Raw genomic sequence first — 16,740 nt, 5'->3', positions numbered from 1 at the left:
CAAAAACAGCATACATTCGGTTCTGGTGCGCAGGTGTGGCCCGTATGTATGTGGAAAACAGCATACATCTGCTGGCGCGCAGGCTAGTGGCTCGAATGTATACGAAAAACAGCACACATTGTACCGGTGCGCAGGTACATAGGCCAAATGTATGCGATAAACCGAACACAATAGATGGTCCCGCGTACTTCTTCAGAATGGAGTTCCAGCATTCCATCTAAGTATTCAATATTTATCCAATATTGATGTGCAGATCCCTTTATTATCGGAATTCGTTTCCATAAAGTTTATCAAAAAAATATTTTCATGACATATATTGGCTGACGGTTTCGCGCTATACTCTATTGTAAGCGTTATTATAATTGTGCTTACGGAGGCGATTTCATTCGTGTATACCCGTATCATCACCTTCATGAACAACCTGAAGCTCAGGACCAAGCTCTTTCTCTCTTTCGGCAGCGTCGTCCTGATTCCGGTGCTCATTGTGGGGGTGTTCCTGACCAGTGAGCTGCGGAATATGGCGATGAACAATGCGCTGAAGCAGATTACGGCGAATGTCGACCGTGTGAAAAAACGGACCAGTGAGATGCTGAACGTTCCGGTGGATATCGTCTACCGCCTGTCCAATGACAGCCGGCTGGAGGAGGCTGCGAATCACCGGTACGAATCAGTCTATGATGTGGTGCAGGCCTATTGGGATTATCCCGACTTCCGGGATTTCGTCCGCCTGTACAAAGAAATCTCCAGCATCCGGCTGTATATCGACAACCCGACGGTGCTTAACAACTGGGAATTCCTCCAGGCTGATGCCGCAGTTACCCGGGAGCCCTGGTACCAGCTCGCCCTCGCCCAGAAGGGACTCGCGTTCTGGAGTTATATCCCCGACAGCCGCAACGGCCAGTATTATCTCAGCCTGATCCGCAAGGTGGACTTCCTCAAGCAGCGCACAACCGGTGTGCTGGTCGTGAATGTCAATTCGGATCAGCTCAGCAGCATCCTGAAGCAGGAGACCTTCGAGACCTTTATCGTCGATGAGAACGATCATATTGTCGCCTCCAACCGGGCAGGTACCCTCGGCAAGTCGCTGCACGAAATCAACCTGAAGCCGCTGTCCACCCTTGCCGGGCACGGGCCTGCGGATATCACGATCGACGGGCAGTCCTTCAAAATGCTGATCGACGATTGGCATCCTGTGGGCAGCCTGAACAGCCTGCGGATCATCTCTATTTTCTCCGTAGAGAGTATTGTAAGTGAGCCTAACCGGATTATTTCCCTGGCTTCTTCCGTCATTATCTCCTCCCTATTCCTTGCAATCATCCTAATCTACTACTTCTCCCGCCTGCTCACCGGACGCATGCTGCATCTCAGCAAGCATATCTCCAAGGTTGCCTCCGGCAATCTGGAAGCCCGGCTCGTGATCGACGGCAAAGATGAGATCGGCCAGCTGGCCCGGCAGTTCAACCACATGGTCCGCAATGTCAACGAGCTGATGAGCGAGGTGCAGGAGTCCAACCAGCAGAAGAATGCTATCCTGCTGAAGCAGAATGAGATCAAATTCAAAATGATGGCCAGCCAGATCAACCCCCATTTCCTGTTCAATGCCCTGGAGTCGATCCGGATGAAGGCCCACACCCGCGGCCAGACCGATATTGCACAGGTCGTCCGGCTGCTGGGTAAGATGATGCGCAAGAATCTGGAGGTCGGCGGGGGCAGAATTACCCTGCAAAGTGAGCTGGAGACCGTAAACTGTTACCTGGTCATCCAGAAATTCCGCTACAATGATCGGCTCGCCTACGAGCTGTATGTAGATCCGGCAGCGAATACCTTAAAGATTCCGCCGCTTATTATTCAGCCGCTGGTGGAGAATTGTGTCATACACGGCCTGGAGGACCGGATGGACGGCGGAATGGTCCGGGTGGATATCCGGGTGGAGGATGCCCTGCTTAAGGTTCAGGTCTCCGATAACGGAACCGGAATCCCGCCGGCCCGGCTCGCAGAGCTGCGGCAGATGCTGGACAATAACGATGACTATGAGACCCACAGTATCGGAATGCGTAACATCCATCTGCGGCTGAAGCTGACCTACGGCCCGGAATGCGGCCTGGTTCTGTCCAGCCAGAGCGGATACGGCACACAGATCAGCTTCGCCATCCCTATAAGGAGTGATTCCTATGTATAGTGTGTTAATTGTTGATGATGAATTGTCTATCCGCGAAGGGCTTGTTACTCTGTTGGATTGGGAGAGTCTGGGCTACCGGGTGGTGGATACAGCTGCCAACGCGGTTGAAGCCAGACATAAGGCTAAGCTGTATTCCCCGGACCTGATGATTGTCGATATCCGTATGCCCGGGAAGGACGGGCTGGAGCTGATCGGCGAGCTGCGGGAGGATCATGAGGAGCTGCATATTCTCATCCTGAGCGGCTATGCCGACTTCAGCTATGCCAAGCGTGCACTGTCTTACAATATCGATAACTATCTGCTTAAGCCGGTCGATGAAGAGGAATTGCAGCTGTATCTTACCGGCCTGTCCACCGTACTGAATGCGCGGCTGACGCACCGCAAGAATCATGAGGCTGTTAAGGTCTGGAGCCGGGAGATGCTGGTTCAATCCCTGCTGATGGAGAGCGGTCTGCATCCCGGCCCGGCGCTGATGGAGTCGGCGCTGGAAGCAGGGCTGCTCTGGGATTCCTACCAGATCGTGCTGATCCGGCTGCTGCTCCAGGATCATGCGGACAACGGACCTTCCAGCAGCGTCAAGTCCCGGCTGACGTCAAGCTTCGAGGACAACAGCCGGGGCATCGTATTCGCGCTTGATTCTTATCTCGGGGTGCTGCTTCAGCCCTCTTATCAGAAGGAGCTGGTAAGCAAACGGATGGCCCGGCAGATCCGTGAGGCCGCTGCCGCTGAAGGACTGGAGTGCATCATCACCGCCGGGGATATGGTGGACAGTCTGGCGGAGCTGCAGCTCTCCCATCAGTCGGCGCTGGCGCGGATGAAGGATCACTTCTTCTATGATGAGCCGGGGATGATCGGCCCGGATTCGCTCAAGCTGAAGCAGGGGCTGCCTGCGAACCCCCAGGATACGGAGAGCAGGCTCGCCCCTGTGATGGACCGGCTCTATTTCGCCATGGATACCGGCAATCTCAGCGTAATCTCTGACCTGATCCAGGAAGCAGGGGACCTTATGGCTGCTGCGGGCTTATCCGAGATGGCGGTGAAATCCTACTATGTCCGGGCCGTCACTACTATGTCCGGCAAGCTCTCCGTTCATTATAAGGAGCTTAGCGCTGCGCAGAGCCTGATGGAGGAGCAGATTCAACAGATCTACAGGCATACCTCCCTCCCCCAGCTCCAGCGTTATATCTCAGGTCTGCTGGAGGAATACGCTGGCGGGATTATACGCGACGATATGGATGTCCTGATGAAACGGATGGTCGATCTGATCCACCGGCACTATGACGAGAATCTGAAGCTGGAGACGCTGGCCGATGTGTTCACCTATAGCAGTGCCTATCTGGGTAAGCTGTTCAAGAACACCATGGGCTGCTCCTTCAACACTTATCTGGATACGATCCGTATTGAGAAGGCCAAGGAGCTGCTGGATCAGGGCTGCAAAATCCATCAGGCGGCCAGCAGTGTCGGCTTCAGCGATGTCGATTATTTCCGCGAGAAATTCAAAAAAATCGCAGGCAGCTCCCCTTCCGCTTACCGGAGAAAGGAGCCGGAGAATGCCTTTTCAGAAAGCGCTTACGAAAAAGACTGATTTCCCCCTGTTTTTACACTTAAATCTTCGGGTGTTTCCCGTCCTGGCGGCAGATTATGATAAAGCTATATCGAAGGAGGGACATAAATGAAAGCGATTACCACCACGATGAAGCCGGAGCCGAAGAAATCTGCTGCAAGCTTCTGGGGGAAATTCCGGCAGCAGAAATACCTCTATATGATGGCTGTTCCTTTTGTCATCTGGGCCTTTGTCTTCAGCTATCTTCCGTTATGGGGGTGGATGATGGCCTTCCAGAAGTATAAGCCGGGCAAATCCTTTTTCGAGCAAAAATGGGTCGGCCTCCAGTACTTCCGGGAGCTGTTCCAGGATGAGCAATTCTTCAACGCCCTGCGCAATACGCTGGCCATGAGTATTATGGGACTGCTGGCAGGCTTTATCATTCCGATTATCTTCGCCATTCTGCTGAATGAGGTACGGCTGCAGGTGCTGAAGCGCTTTGTTCAGACGGTGTCGTATCTGCCGCACTTTGTGTCCTGGGTGGTTGCCGCCGGGATCATTACCAAGATGCTCTCCACGGACAACGGTGCCGTCAATGACCTGCTGATGGGCCTTCATATCATAAGTGAGCCGATCCAGTTCATGGCGAAGGGCAATCTGTTCTGGGGCATTGTCACCGCCTCGGATGTCTGGAAGGAGACGGGCTGGAATACGATTATCTATCTCGCCGCCATCTCAGGCATCGGGCCGGAGCTGTACGAAGCAGCCAGGGTGGACGGAGCCAGCCGGCTCCAGCAGGTGCGTCATATTACTTTTCCGGGCATCCGGGGTACCATCGTGATCCTGCTAATTATGTCCATCGGCCATCTGATCAGCATCGGGTTCGAGAAGCAGTTCCTGCTCGGCAACAATCTGGTGCGTGACTACTCGCAGACTCTCGACCTGTATGCCCTGAATTACGGGCTGGGGATGGGACGGTTCTCCTTCGGGACGGCGATTAATATTTTCAATTCCGTGGTGAGTGTAATTCTGCTCTTTACAGCCAATGGCATCTTCAAAAAAATAACCAAGGAAAGCATCATATAGGAGGCCCTGCTCATGATTAAAAAACTGGCTGCGGCATCCTGGTCGGACCGCATCTTCGATTTGGTTGTCTATCTCGCGATTACGGTGGTTACTGTTGCTACGCTGTACCCTTTTCTGAATGTACTGGCGATCTCCTTCAATGACTCAACGGACAGCATCAAGGGCGGGATTACGATCTATCCCCGGGTGTTCACCTTCAAGAATTATGAGACGATCTTCGCCTTCTCCGGCCTGATTACCGGCTTCAAAATCTCGGTGCTGCGCACGATTATCGGGACCCTGCTCGGACTGGTCAGTGCCTCCATGCTGGCCTTCACCTTAAGCCGGGTGGACTTCCAGGCCCGCAAGTTCGTCTCTACCTTCCTGGCGCTGACGATGTATGTATCGGGAGGCCTGATCCCCTTTTACATTCTGATTAAAGATCTGCATATGATGGGCACCTTCGGCGTGTATGTTCTGCCCGGTCTGGTGAGCGCCTTCAATGTGTTCGTGATCCGCTCTTTCATCGACGGGCTACCGTACGCTCTTCAGGAATCTGCCAAGCTGGACGGAGCCAATGACTTCACCATCTACTGGCGTGTTATTCTGCCTCTGACCAAGCCAGCCTTGGCAACCATCGCCCTGTTCCTGGCCGTCGGCCAGTGGAATGCGTGGATTGACACCTATCTGTATAACGGCTCGAAGGACTCGCTGACCACGCTGCAATTCGAGCTGATGAAGGTCATTCAGAGCACCACGACCAACGCGGATAATTTCCGCGGACGCAATATGACAGAGGTCATGGCCCAGATCTCCCCGGAATCGGTCAAAATGGCAATCACCATTGTCGTCACCGTTCCCATTCTGATTGTCTATCCGTTCCTGCAGCGCTATTTCGTCAAAGGCATGACGCTGGGTTCGGTCAAAAGCTAATCGGCTTAAGCGGTATCTTCAGGCTGAGGCCTGTGAATACAATATGTTTCTACCAGACAAAGGGAGGGTTTCTATTCATGACAAGAAAGACAGCGAAACCGGTTGTGGCGCTGATGGTGCTGACCTTGCTGCTTAGTGTGCTGGCAGGCTGCGGCGGAGGCAATAATAACGGCAACAAGAATACGGCTGAGAATACCGGGGCCAAGGCTACGAACAGCGGCAATGCCACGGCAACAGCTGAGGCTACGGCGGCGGCTGAGGACCTAAGTCCCCTGACACTATCCTTCTTCGCGGAAGACCCTAATCCGAACTGGAACAATATGAAGGATGAGGTCAGCACTGTCATTACGCAAAAGACCGGCGTCACCCTCGATGCCGAATTCGCTGTCGGTGATCCGCAGCAGAAGATTGCCCTCATTGCAGCGGGCGGGGATTATCCCGACATTATCTCGGCTAAAGGCGACATTGGTAAGCTGGTGGATGCCGGCGCGGTCCTTGATCTGACTGATCTAATCGATAAGCATGCCCCTAACATTAAGCGCGTGCTCGGCGATAATCTGGCCCGGGCCAAGTACACGAATGAAGACCAGTCGATCTACGCTATCCCAACTTGGGCAGCAGTGGATGAGAAGAAATTCGTAGCGGGCGGCGGCTTCGAGCTGCAGCACCGGGTATTGAAGGAAGCCGGGTATCCGGAGATCCGCACGGTGAAGGATTATGAGAACGTAATCAAAGCCTATCTGGAGAAGCACCCTACGGATGAGAACGGCAACAAAAACATCGGCGTCTCCCTCAACGCGGATGACTGGCATATGTACATTTCCGTTACCAACCCTGCGGTAGCTACAACCGGCGGCTCCGATGACGGAGAATATTACGTCGATCAGGAGACGCATGAAGCGATCTACCACTTCCGCCGCCCGGAAGAGAAGGAGTATTTCCGCTGGCTGAACCACATGAATGATATCGGCCTGCTTGACAAGGAGAGCTTCGTGCAGAAATACGACCAGTACAAAGCCAAAGTAGCAACTGGACGCGTGCTTGGCCTAATTGACCAGGACTGGGACTACAATGACGCACAGCAGGCGCTCAAAGCTGCCGGCAAATTCGATCAGACTTACGGACATTATCCGGTCACCTTAACTGAAGAATACAAGGAAACCAGCTTCTGGCCTACCGGCTTCATGGGCGGCTACGGCATCTCCATCTCCACTACTAACCCCGATCCGGTGCGGACGATCAAGTTCCTGGATTACCTGGCCTCCGATGAAGGTCAGATCCTGAACAACTGGGGTGTTGAAGGCAAGCACTATAAAGTGGAGAACGGCAAACGCGTAGTTCCGCAGGAAGTCCAGGACCGCATCAACAACGACAACACCGCCTTTACGAAGGAAACCGGCATTGGCTTCTACTGGAATATGATGGTCCACTACGGCGACGGGGCCAAGGATTCCACCGGCAACTACTACACCAAGAACTTCCCTGAGCAGCTCGTGCTGGGCTATAGCGATGTAGAGAAGGAGACGCTGGCAGCTTACAAAGCTACTACCTGGAAGGACCTGTTCCCCAAAGAAGAGGAGTTCAAGGAGAAAGCCTACGGCGCAGCCTGGAACATTTCCATTCCCGGTGAGGATGAAGTCTCCATTCTGGGCAATAAAATGAAGGATATTACCTGGAAGCGCATCCCGCAGGCCATTCTGGCCAAACCGGCTGAATTCGATAAAATCTGGGATGATTACATGGCCGATCTGGAAAAAGCCGGCGTTAAGAAAATGGAAGCTGGCTATACCAAGTATGTGCAGGACCGCGTGGAGCTGTGGACCAGCAAATAAACAATTCATATAACTTGAGCTAAAATGCACAGATCAAAGGAGTAGTCGCCACTGCGGAGATTTTGGACTTCCGGCCGCTGTTGTTTCCAGATTTGCTGATTAGAACCGCTGTTCGCGGTAGAAATCCGGAAACAAAGGCGGACGCTAACACTCCTACAGTTCCAAAATCCCCTCCGTCGCTCCCTCCTTTATCTGAAGATTTATAGTCCAACCTATATTTCAGTGCAGAAGGACACCCGTGCGGGAAATAGCACGGGTGTTGTTTGCTGTGCTAGGATGCTGTAGGCGCTGGAACGATCGCAACTGCATTTTGTACAACAGAATGCTATAAAAAGGGCTTCGAAATAGAATCTATTGTATCCAGTACAATTGAATGTTGAAAAAAGGCCATTTTCCACCCAAAACACAACATTCTACTGTATGAAATACAATAGACTCTCATTTTACGGTCAGCTATGCCTTTTCTATTGCAGGAAATACAATCTAGCTATGCAGCTCGTGGTAAGTTTTGTTAATCATTTCGGTGTATATGGAAGGCGGGTATTCCTTCACCTGATCGTAGGCGAATTGGGACAACCGCAGTGCTTCCTCCTTCATGCCCCGGCGCATACAGATCTGTGCGCGGTAAGCATAAGCTGTCAGCAGGTTGGCGCGGTCAAGCGGGTGGTAGACCTGATCACCCGGCTCGGCTTTGGACAGGCTGATCAGCGCTTCATCGTCCTGGCCGAGATGATACCTTGCGATGCCGGACATGAGCTGGACGCTGGATGCGTAATGTTCATCCTCCTGCGGATACTGCTCCGCCAGCGCAAGAACCTTGCTGTACTCTCCCTTAGCTACCGCAAGTCTGATCTCTCCGATCACCACCAGCTTCAGTGAATCCTCAGATTCGGTGAATTCTGCGAATGCTCTGGCCTTTTTCATGGCCTCCTCTGCCGCCAAGGTCTCTCCTTCGGTCAGCGCCAGGATACCGAGCACCCGGTACAGATGATCCGTCATATAGTAGATTCCCTCTTCCCGTGAAACCTGCAGCGCCGCCAATGCAGCTTCACGGCTTCCCGCATAATCCCCCAGGGCAGACAGACTAATACTCTCGGCATAATGAAGATCGATTTCAAAGATAAAATCATTCCCCACCTTGTTATCCTCATACTCCTTGCGGACCCGGCGAATCAGCTCCAGCCCGTCCGCGTATCTGTTCTGTGCGAAATTCAGGGCATAGGAAATATACTGCACCTTCGCCCGTTCCACGAATAAGCCGAAGCGTTCATAGATCAGCGCTGCCCGTTCCAGCTCCGCTTCCCCGCCTCCGGCTCCCGTATAGAAAAGGGAACTTACATAGAACTCCAGCAGACGCGCAGCATCAATCGTCATCGGAAGCGTACGCTCCGTGAGCGGCTGGAGCCGCTGGATGACCTCCCTGTAATTCTTCGCCTTGAACTCGGCCTCCATCTCCCGGACTAGCGGAGCCAGCTCCGCCTCCTCCTCACCTTCGAGGAAGTATCCCGGATCAACTCCCAGCCTGCCGGCCAGAACCTGCAAGCTGTTCATCGAGGGCAAGGCGCGTCCATTCTCGATTTGACTCAGCATGCTCTTGGTCATATAGTCTCCGGCAAGGTCCGTCTGCGTAAGCCCCTTAGCCTTGCGCAATTGCTTGACTTTCTCTCCGATAGTTTGTTTGGTGGTCATCTGCTTGCCAACTTTCCAGGTAGCTTTTCTTTTCAGTATAGCTTACCTATACCCTAAGAGAAAGCTGGAAATACGCTAAAGTTAAATTATATTAAACTTTTTATTGCATTCTTAATTTTTTACTCATACAATAAGTTTAATTAAACTTAACTTTCGATCAAAGGGAGTGCTATTATGTCTCAAATAACATCCGCAGCCCATGATAAGGCAGCGACTAACCGTAACATATTTCTCTTCTTCAGCAGCAAGCTGGTCTCTGTTCTCGGCTCCAGTATGTACACCTTCGTAGCTGGTCTGTTCATTCTGAATGAGACTGGGTCAGGGAGCAGCTTCGCCGTTACACTGCTGTGCGGGCTGCTGCCCGGTATCCTGCTGGCCCCCTTCGCCGGTGTGCTCGCCGACAGAGTTAACCGCCGCAGGCTGCTGATCGGCTCGGACCTGGCCAGTGCCCTGATTATGTCCCTGGCCTTTCTATTCGTCTCGCTGGAGGGAATGTCCCTATGGACTATCTATCTGTCGCTCATTCTATTATCTATCTGCTCTACCTTCTATAGTATCTCAGTCTCCTCCTCGATGATGATGCTTGTAGACAGCGGCTCCGTCCAGCGGGCCGGATCACTGAATCAGATTGCCGGATCGGCTGGCCACCTGCTGGCTCCGATTCTCGCCGGTCTTCTGTATGCCTTCCTTCCCCTTCAGGATTTCATGCTGCTGAACGCGGCAGGCTTCATCGTTTCGACCGTGATGGGCTGCATGCTGAGATACAAGCCGATTCCACGGCTTCATGCTGCCCTTGAACCTGCCGAAGCCGCTGGCCCCCAGCCGCTCCGCGAACGTCTGGGCACTGCTGTTAACGGGGTACGCACGAATCTGAAGGAAGGCTTCGCTTATGTGATCCGCCGTCCGGTCCTCCGCTCCCTGATGGGGATTGTGTTCTGGATTAATTTCTTCGTCGTCGCCTTGAATGTTGTGCTGCCCTACGTTGCAGTACAGACACTCGGACTCTCCTCGAAGCAATATGGAGTCCTCGAAGCGATGCTGGCGGCAGGCGTACTGCTGATATCGCTGCTGCTTGCTATACTTCCCCAGAGCAAGAGTCCGGTGAAGCCGATCCTCGGAGGCTTAAGCGCGCTGGGAGTGTTATTCCTCGCACTGGCGGTTCCGCTGCTGCTGCATTTCACCCCGAAGGCCACCTTCCTTCTCTTCCTGCCGCTGCTCCTGCTTGTCGGTATCATAATTATGATCATCAATATTCCGATCCAGGTATATCTGCAGCAGACCACTGAGGAAGAGTATCGTGGACGCGTATTCGGGCTGGTGGAGGGCATCGCCGGTTCCATCGCTCCGCTCGGAATGCTGCTCTATGGAGTCCTCCTCGACCGGATTCCCGGCTCGTTCATTCTGCTCGTCTCCGGTGCAGCTATTCTGGCGGTCACGCTGGCCGGACGGAGAGGCCTCGTCCGCAGCGGTGCCGCTGATCAACAGGCCGCTCAGGGGAAGACAGAGCAGGCGGGGGCCTGAATGTCTGTCTGAATTGACCATAGCTGGCAAGCTGTCCAATTGATACGCTTAACGCAGCAGAATCTAATCAAGGAGGCGGAACATTATATGTATGCGCACCACAGGCAGACGCTGGAGAAGCTGGCGGAGAAGCTGGAGCAAGACCCTGCTTGTCTGGCGGCAATCACCAGCGGATCTGTAGCCAAGGGAACCGCCAGCGAGACCTCGGATGTAGATGTTCATCTGGTCTTCACCGATGAAGCCTATGCAGAATATGAGCGGAACGGTAAGCTTTCCTACGTGGACCGGGAAGTCAGCACCTATGAAGGCGGATATGCTGATATCAAGGTGATCAACCGCCGGTTTCTGGAGCTTGCCGCCCGGCGCGGCAATGAGCCGACGAGGTATGCTTTTACCGGTGCAGAGGTGTTATTCTCCAGAATTCCGGAGCTGGATGAGCTGGTGGCCCGGATTCCTGTCTATCCCGGAGAGAACCGCGAGCGTAATTTGCGGGAATTCTGCGCTCAGATCTACCTGCACGGGCTATATTTCGCCAAGGAAGCGGGCCAAAAAAATGACGCCTACCTGCTCGCTCATACGGCGGTCCAACTGGTGTTTTTCAGCGGACGGATGATTCTGGCGTATAACCGGCTGCTTTTCCCAAGCCCTAAAGGGCTGCTGGATGCTGTCGATGCTGCGGAAGCCAAGCCGAAGAATTTCCGTACACTGGCAACAGAGCTGCTGCAATCGCCCAGTGCACATAAGAGTGTGCGCTTCGCCGCGAAGATGCTGACTTTCTATAATCATGGCTTGTCCTTCGAGCAGGCACTCGGGATCTATGTGCTGAACAACGAGCGTGCCTGGATGGAGCAGCCTCCTTCCTTGCAGGATCGCTAGTGTAGACAGACATTCATATTCGGCATACTTACTGGAACCTCCAGCGGAATAGTGGAACAGCAAAAAGCGTCCCCCACAAAGGGAGTCGCTGTTTGCTGTTGCTGGAATTAGCTGCTGTCAATGATTTCACTCTGCTAGCACAATCGCTATAGTGGAAGCACCTCAGAGACCTGGCGCCGCTGCGCCTCAGCCATGATCCGGGCTTGCAGCTGCACCCGTTCCCAGGTAGCACTCAGGCCCTCGGCCTGCTGCCCGCTCATGATCGCTGCAAAAGCCTCCAGCTGGCCCACATAATAGTTCAGCGGTTCGAATTCGCATAGGGTGGTACGGTTGTCCGGCAGATCATGCCGGATTTTGAGCTTATAGAACCCCTTGATCGGCCGGAAGAAATCGGGGACCGTCAGCACGGTATGGTCGAAATACAGGGTATGCGAGGCCCGGAAGGGCAGCTCGAAGGAAGTGAGGCACTCAGCCCGCAGCCCGTTCTTGTATTGCAGCGCCGCCTGAAAGGTCCAATCGCAGCCATCCGGCCCGTCAAAGGCCGACTGTGCCAGGATCTCCTCCGGCTCAAGACCGGCAAGGGTCTGCACGAATTGCAGCCAATAGCAGCCCAGATCGGCAAAAGCGCCTCCGCCCTTAGCCTTAACACTCCGGTAATTTCCGGCATGCCTGTTCTTGGCAGGAACGGAGATTCGGGTGCTGATCCTGCGCAGCGCGCCGAATTCGCCCGAATCGACGATGCCCTTCAGCGCCTGCTGCCAGGGGTGACAGGCAATCATCAGCCCCTCAGTGAGCTTCGGAGCTGCAGGGTTGTCCTTCGCCAGCCTTAACTGTTCCGCTTCTTCAGGATGGAGACAGATCGGCTTTTCCACCAAGACATGCTTGCCCGCATTCAAGGCCCGGATCGCCCACTGCGCATGAAGCTCATTGCTGAGCGCAATATATACTCCATCCAGATCGTCCAGCTCCAGCAACTCGTCCAGACTAGCCGCCACATAGGGAATTTGGTACGCCTCGGCCATAGCCTCCGCTTTCGCCAAGGTACGGTTGGCAATCGCCGTGATCTTCACCTTGTCCACTATCCGTGCCGGCTCCAGCATCGCTGGAACCGCAATACTCGAGGCGCCCAGAATGCCGAGCTTATAGCTTGGCTCCTCTACCACACTGCTCATATCTGAGCCAGCGCAGCGTAGGTGTTCAAGTACAGCACATTACATTTGGAGCAGGCCGGAGACAAGCCTTCATCCAGAATCCGCCGCAGCCGGTCGTAGCGGGCAGAATTCCATATTTCGGTGAGCGAGTATTCATTCACATTGCCAATAGCCAGCTCCCCAAAAAATTTACAGGCGCTCACCATGCCATTCGGGGCAATATCCACCCGGGTACTGAGCGCCAGACATTTCGACGTACTGCGGGATTTCATCGGCTTGCCGGCCACGAAATCCTCAATCTCATCAAAGTCCAGCCCCGGCTGATAACGGATTCGGGTATTATTCCAGGTATTGCTGTTAATCCGCCGCAGGTCTTCCGTCAGTCTGCTGATATTCTCCGGCTGGATATGGTATTTGAACGCATGCCAGCTGCTCCGGTGATCCGGCGGAAGCTCGGCCAGCCACTGGAAGTGTTCATCGTAGAAGCGGTCCATTGCAAAACTGGTATCTTCCGAGATATACCATGGGAAGCAGAGCAGGACAAGATCCACACCCTTTTGTTCAAAAAACTCCACCAGCTCATATAATCTCCCGATCATATTGTCGTTGATCACATTATGCACCGAGATCCGGCCGCGGAAGCGGCCCTGCTCGCGCAGCTCCAGCAAGCGGTCAACGGCGTCGATGACCTTCTGGAATGAATTCTTGCCGCGCAGGAAATCATGCTCCTCCTGGAACCCCTCGATCGGGATCAGCAGCTCCAGATTGTCCGAGATTGCACACAGTTCCTCCTCGAACTTAGGGATCATATAGGCATTGGTACAGATCGTAGTATCGCGGGGATGCTCCTTAAGAAGGTCCAGAATCTCCTTGGCCTGCCGGTGAAACAGCGGCTCGCCTCCCCATAAATACAGGCGGGACTGCGCTTCATCCGTCTCCTCCAGCAGCCTCTGGATCATTCCCAGATCCATATCCAGATTCTGCTCGGCGGTATCCATATCATGATGGTAGCCGGATTCATTCCATTGATAGCAATGCTTGCAGCGCAGATTGCAGCGGTTGGTCAGCTTGAGGGACATAATCTCCGGCATCACTGTCTTGAAGCCGGGATCATGCTTGCGTTCCCTGTGCGGGACCACCACATTCTTGATCGTACGTTTCAATGCCTCGAAGGACTGCTCGTCCAGGCTCACTCTGCTGGTTGGCTGCATTAGCTTCTCCCTCCTGCTGTGGATAATTGTTCAGCATAGCTTGCCGCATAGTCCGGGTATTGACCTCTAGCGGCTCTGAGATTATTCGCCAGCTTGCGAAGTACATCATCATCATATCCTGACTCGGCCCATTCCCCGTAAGTAATACCGTAACCAAGCCCGACCCACAGATCACTGTTGATCTTCTCATGCGGGCCGAAGGGATCGAGCAGCACCAGCGGTGTGCCCGAAGCCAGGGAATCTATCAAAGCGCCGCCGCCCGGCTTGCTGATGACTGCGGACGCCTGCCGGATGACTCCGTACATCCCCTCCCCGTAGCTCTGGCAGGGCGGGAAACGCTCTGTCCGGTTACCGGTTACTTCTGCAAACGGCGGGAAGGTATACTGCCCGCTGTCGTCCTTCGTCCAGGTCCGCCACTGCGGATCATTCATATAATAACGTCTGCCGCGGACAGGCCCGCCGATCTCCTCAATGCTGTAAGCGGCAATATCCAGCTCGTACCCCGCCGACTCCAGCGCGTCAAATTTCTCGCGGAAGGTGCCGATTCCCCAGCCGCCCCCATGAACGACCAGCCGCCCGTTCCTCGCCGCAGCAGGCAGTGCTTCCCCAGATCCGGCATCGATGCTGCACAGAATCTCCTGCTTCCCGGGATCATACATGCTTACTTCATGGTAGCCTTCTGCGTAAGCCGGATTCAGCTTGCGCAGATTCTTCCACGATGGCGACAGGTCAGCGTCAATATACAGCAGGTCAGCATACACGCTTACCCCCGCCAGCTCACGGTACTGGTCCATAACATGCACCCAATGCCCAGACAAGACGATGAAGTGCTGCCGTTCCTCCTGCTTCCATTGCTGCAGCAAATGCTCAACGGCTGCGGGATCAAGGCTGCTTCTTATATCGGACGGTATTTTCTGAGAAGTCAGGGCTACGGCGAAGCTCTGCTGGTACGCCCTGCGGCTGTTGTCTGTCTGCTCCTTTTTGCGCTCAGGCATTAAGGTCTCGAACACCTCAATCTCCGCCTGAAGGCCCAGCCCGGTTAACTTGCGTTCCAGCAGCAGACCAGGAACATAGAAACCAAGGCCAAAGCCCGAGCATAGAATCGTCACGGTGTTATTCATTGGAGGGTTCCTTTCTTTATCGCAGGATAGTATAGCCTGTGCGCATGAGAGATTCGTCCAGCGTATGGATGAGTCCACGCTTGCTGTCTTCACTCCGGTAAGTCAGGGCCGCATACAGTTTGCCCTTTGTGGAACCGGCAGCACGGGAGGGGTCCAGCGGCTGGAGCGCGCTAGAGGTCAAGGGCATCACACCTTCACCTGCCCCCAGCGAGAATAAAATCCCCGTCTCCTCCATCCGCTCCAGCAGCTCCTCATAATGAACCTTGCCCATAGCCGCCAGCGGTACCTGAATCAGGCATGTGTGCATACCTTCCTGCTTGAACCGGCGGTCTACATGATGCTTGATCAGACTCATCGACTTGCGGGCATTGATCTCTACCAGAGGCGCCAGGCTTCCGTCACGCAGCAGCATGGAATCAACACACACCTCACCGTAATATCCGTCAGCGTGCAGCTCCCGGCCTATGCTGTGCATGGTCTCCCAGTAGCCTTCCTTGTCCAGCTTGTCCAGCAGAGACGGCTGCGGGGAGCGGGATTCTCCGAAGGCGAAGCCCTGGTTCACCAGCTGCTGGGCAGACAAAAGGGTGACCCGGCCTTCCGGATCAATCTGAAACTGGCAGGAGAAGTCTGTCTCCCGGTCCAGCAGAGGCTCAAGGACAAACCGGATTCTTTTGCCCTGATTGCGGCTCGATTCCAGATGCCCGGCCATCCGGCGCAGCATACGCTCTGAATCCACCAGCTGGTTCCCTTTACCGGATACCCCATACTCATCCTTGATCAGGAAAGCCCCCTTCTCCAGCAGCGCTTGTCCCGATTGCAGCAGCTCCTCCAGACTGTCGACCACTACCGCAATATTCGGCAGCCCCAGCCGGTCCCGCATCGCTGTAGAATAGCTCTTCGTATTCACCGCCCGTACAATCTCTTCATCAGGCAACGTAGGCAAAAGCTTGTACCGGCTAACCGCCTCCTGTGTCCCGGGAAGCACGGCGAAGGGCTCCAGCAGCGCTCCTTCCGGTATTAAGCGGTCCGGTTCCTGCCCGGCGTCCATCCGGCCCAGCAATTCAAATATATTCAGCGCCGCCTGTGCGGGAACAGACTCCACTGTCTCCAGGCGGAGCGCAACCATATTGGTGCTGAAAGCATAACCGAGCGATTGCAGATAGTCATATTGTGCCCGGTTCATCCCCTGGCGGGTTAAGAGCACATCGCCGCTCCCGCAAAAGACAAACAGCATTTCATCCATCGCCTGCACGATAGCCAGCGCCTTCGCATCGGGAATGGCCGGCAAGGAGGCCAGATCCTCCTCCCGCCAGTACCGCTCCGACTCCAGGCTGCCGCAGTGCACAGCATTCCTCATCATACGGCAAGCCCGGCGACATAAGCGGAGAACCGGTCCACTGATTTCAGATGCTCCAGATCAAAGGTGTCGAAATCTACCTCTATATTGAATTCATCCTCGACTCTCAGAATAAAATTAATGATCTGCAGGGAGTCAAGTGCGGCGTCCAGGGTCAGGTCAGAAGCTCCGCTGAGCGTCTGAAGCAAACCTGGTTCCTCCTTGATTTCGGCAATAATCTCAATGACTTTCTGCTGCATGTGTCTACCCCTTTCAGGTTGCG

13 protein-coding genes are annotated in these 16,740 nt (G+C 54.2%); 7 read left to right on the top strand and 6 right to left on the bottom strand.

Annotation, left to right across the window (positions count from 1 at the left end; all coding sequences use genetic code 11):
* The first annotated feature begins 388 nt into the window (after nucleotides 1-388).
* The 5 genes from MKY64_RS04855 to MKY64_RS04835 all read left to right on the top strand — a co-directional run bounded on the left by MKY64_RS04855 (nucleotide 389) and on the right by MKY64_RS04835 (nucleotide 7,552).
* Entirely contained in the window at nucleotides 389-2,179 is a 1,791-nt protein-coding gene (locus MKY64_RS04855; protein WP_081751385.1) for a sensor histidine kinase, read from the top strand.
* Nucleotides 2,172-3,764, top strand: coding sequence for a response regulator transcription factor (locus tag MKY64_RS04850; protein WP_340951290.1), 1,593 nt, complete (start codon nucleotides 2,172-2,174; stop codon nucleotides 3,762-3,764). Before MKY64_RS04855 ends, MKY64_RS04850 begins: the two co-directional genes overlap by 8 nt.
* 87 nt (nucleotides 3,765-3,851) lie before the next feature.
* The gene (locus tag MKY64_RS04845) at nucleotides 3,852-4,808 is read left to right on the top strand and encodes an ABC transporter permease (RefSeq protein ID WP_340951288.1); all 957 of its coding nucleotides are present in this window, start codon (nucleotides 3,852-3,854) and stop codon (nucleotides 4,806-4,808) included.
* Nucleotides 4,809-4,820: 12 nt separating this feature from the next.
* Nucleotides 4,821-5,720: a carbohydrate ABC transporter permease gene (locus tag MKY64_RS04840; protein WP_051478569.1), complete on the top strand. Its 900-nt coding sequence runs from the start codon at nucleotides 4,821-4,823 to the stop codon at nucleotides 5,718-5,720.
* 77 nt (nucleotides 5,721-5,797) lie between these two features.
* Entirely contained in the window at nucleotides 5,798-7,552 is a 1,755-nt protein-coding gene (locus MKY64_RS04835) for an ABC transporter substrate-binding protein (protein WP_340951287.1), read from the top strand.
* Between the two features lie 483 nt (nucleotides 7,553-8,035).
* On the opposite strand, the gene MKY64_RS04830 is transcribed toward MKY64_RS04835, so the two are convergent.
* On the bottom strand, nucleotides 8,036-9,241 hold the full coding sequence (locus MKY64_RS04830; RefSeq protein ID WP_340951285.1) for a helix-turn-helix domain-containing protein: 1,206 nt from the start codon (nucleotides 9,239-9,241) through the stop codon (nucleotides 8,036-8,038).
* 174 nt (nucleotides 9,242-9,415) lie between these two features.
* Here MKY64_RS04830 and MKY64_RS04825 point away from each other — a divergent pair, with 174 nt between their 5' ends.
* Entirely contained in the window at nucleotides 9,416-10,762 is a 1,347-nt protein-coding gene (locus MKY64_RS04825; RefSeq protein WP_340951282.1) for an MFS transporter, read from the top strand.
* A gap of 87 nt (nucleotides 10,763-10,849) precedes the next feature.
* Nucleotides 10,850-11,638 (top strand): nucleotidyltransferase domain-containing protein, encoded by a 789-nt coding sequence (locus tag MKY64_RS04820; protein WP_340951280.1) that lies wholly within the window; start codon nucleotides 10,850-10,852, stop codon nucleotides 11,636-11,638.
* Between the two features lie 146 nt (nucleotides 11,639-11,784).
* Here MKY64_RS04820 and MKY64_RS04815 read toward each other — a convergent pair whose 3' ends face one another.
* From MKY64_RS04815 to MKY64_RS04795, 5 genes are read right to left on the bottom strand one after another with little or no spacing between them, the layout of a single operon-like run.
* Nucleotides 11,785-12,810: a Gfo/Idh/MocA family protein gene (locus MKY64_RS04815; protein WP_340951277.1), complete on the bottom strand. Its 1,026-nt coding sequence runs from the start codon at nucleotides 12,808-12,810 to the stop codon at nucleotides 11,785-11,787.
* Complete coding sequence (locus tag MKY64_RS04810; RefSeq protein ID WP_340951275.1) at nucleotides 12,807-14,000, bottom strand: radical SAM/SPASM domain-containing protein; 1,194 nt, start codon at nucleotides 13,998-14,000, stop codon at nucleotides 12,807-12,809. Before MKY64_RS04810 ends, MKY64_RS04815 begins: the two co-directional genes overlap by 4 nt.
* On the bottom strand, nucleotides 14,000-15,121 hold the full coding sequence (locus MKY64_RS04805; protein ID WP_340951272.1) for a UDP-glucuronosyltransferase: 1,122 nt from the start codon (nucleotides 15,119-15,121) through the stop codon (nucleotides 14,000-14,002). The genes MKY64_RS04810 and MKY64_RS04805 overlap by 1 nt, the downstream gene beginning before the upstream one ends.
* A gap of 16 nt (nucleotides 15,122-15,137) precedes the next feature.
* Complete coding sequence (locus MKY64_RS04800; protein ID WP_340951270.1) at nucleotides 15,138-16,481, bottom strand: hypothetical protein; 1,344 nt, start codon at nucleotides 16,479-16,481, stop codon at nucleotides 15,138-15,140.
* Entirely contained in the window at nucleotides 16,478-16,717 is a 240-nt protein-coding gene (locus MKY64_RS04795; RefSeq protein WP_036731643.1) for an acyl carrier protein, read from the bottom strand. Before MKY64_RS04795 ends, MKY64_RS04800 begins: the two co-directional genes overlap by 4 nt.
* Nucleotides 16,718-16,740: the final 23 nt, after the last annotated feature.

This window comes from Paenibacillus sp. FSL R7-0210, from assembly GCF_038009085.1.
Taxonomy (GTDB): Bacteria; Bacillota; Bacilli; order Paenibacillales; family Paenibacillaceae; genus Paenibacillus_AQ; species Paenibacillus_AQ silagei.
The sequence above is the reverse complement of the archived record's forward strand: the minus strand, read 5'-3'. Positions and strand labels throughout refer to the sequence as shown.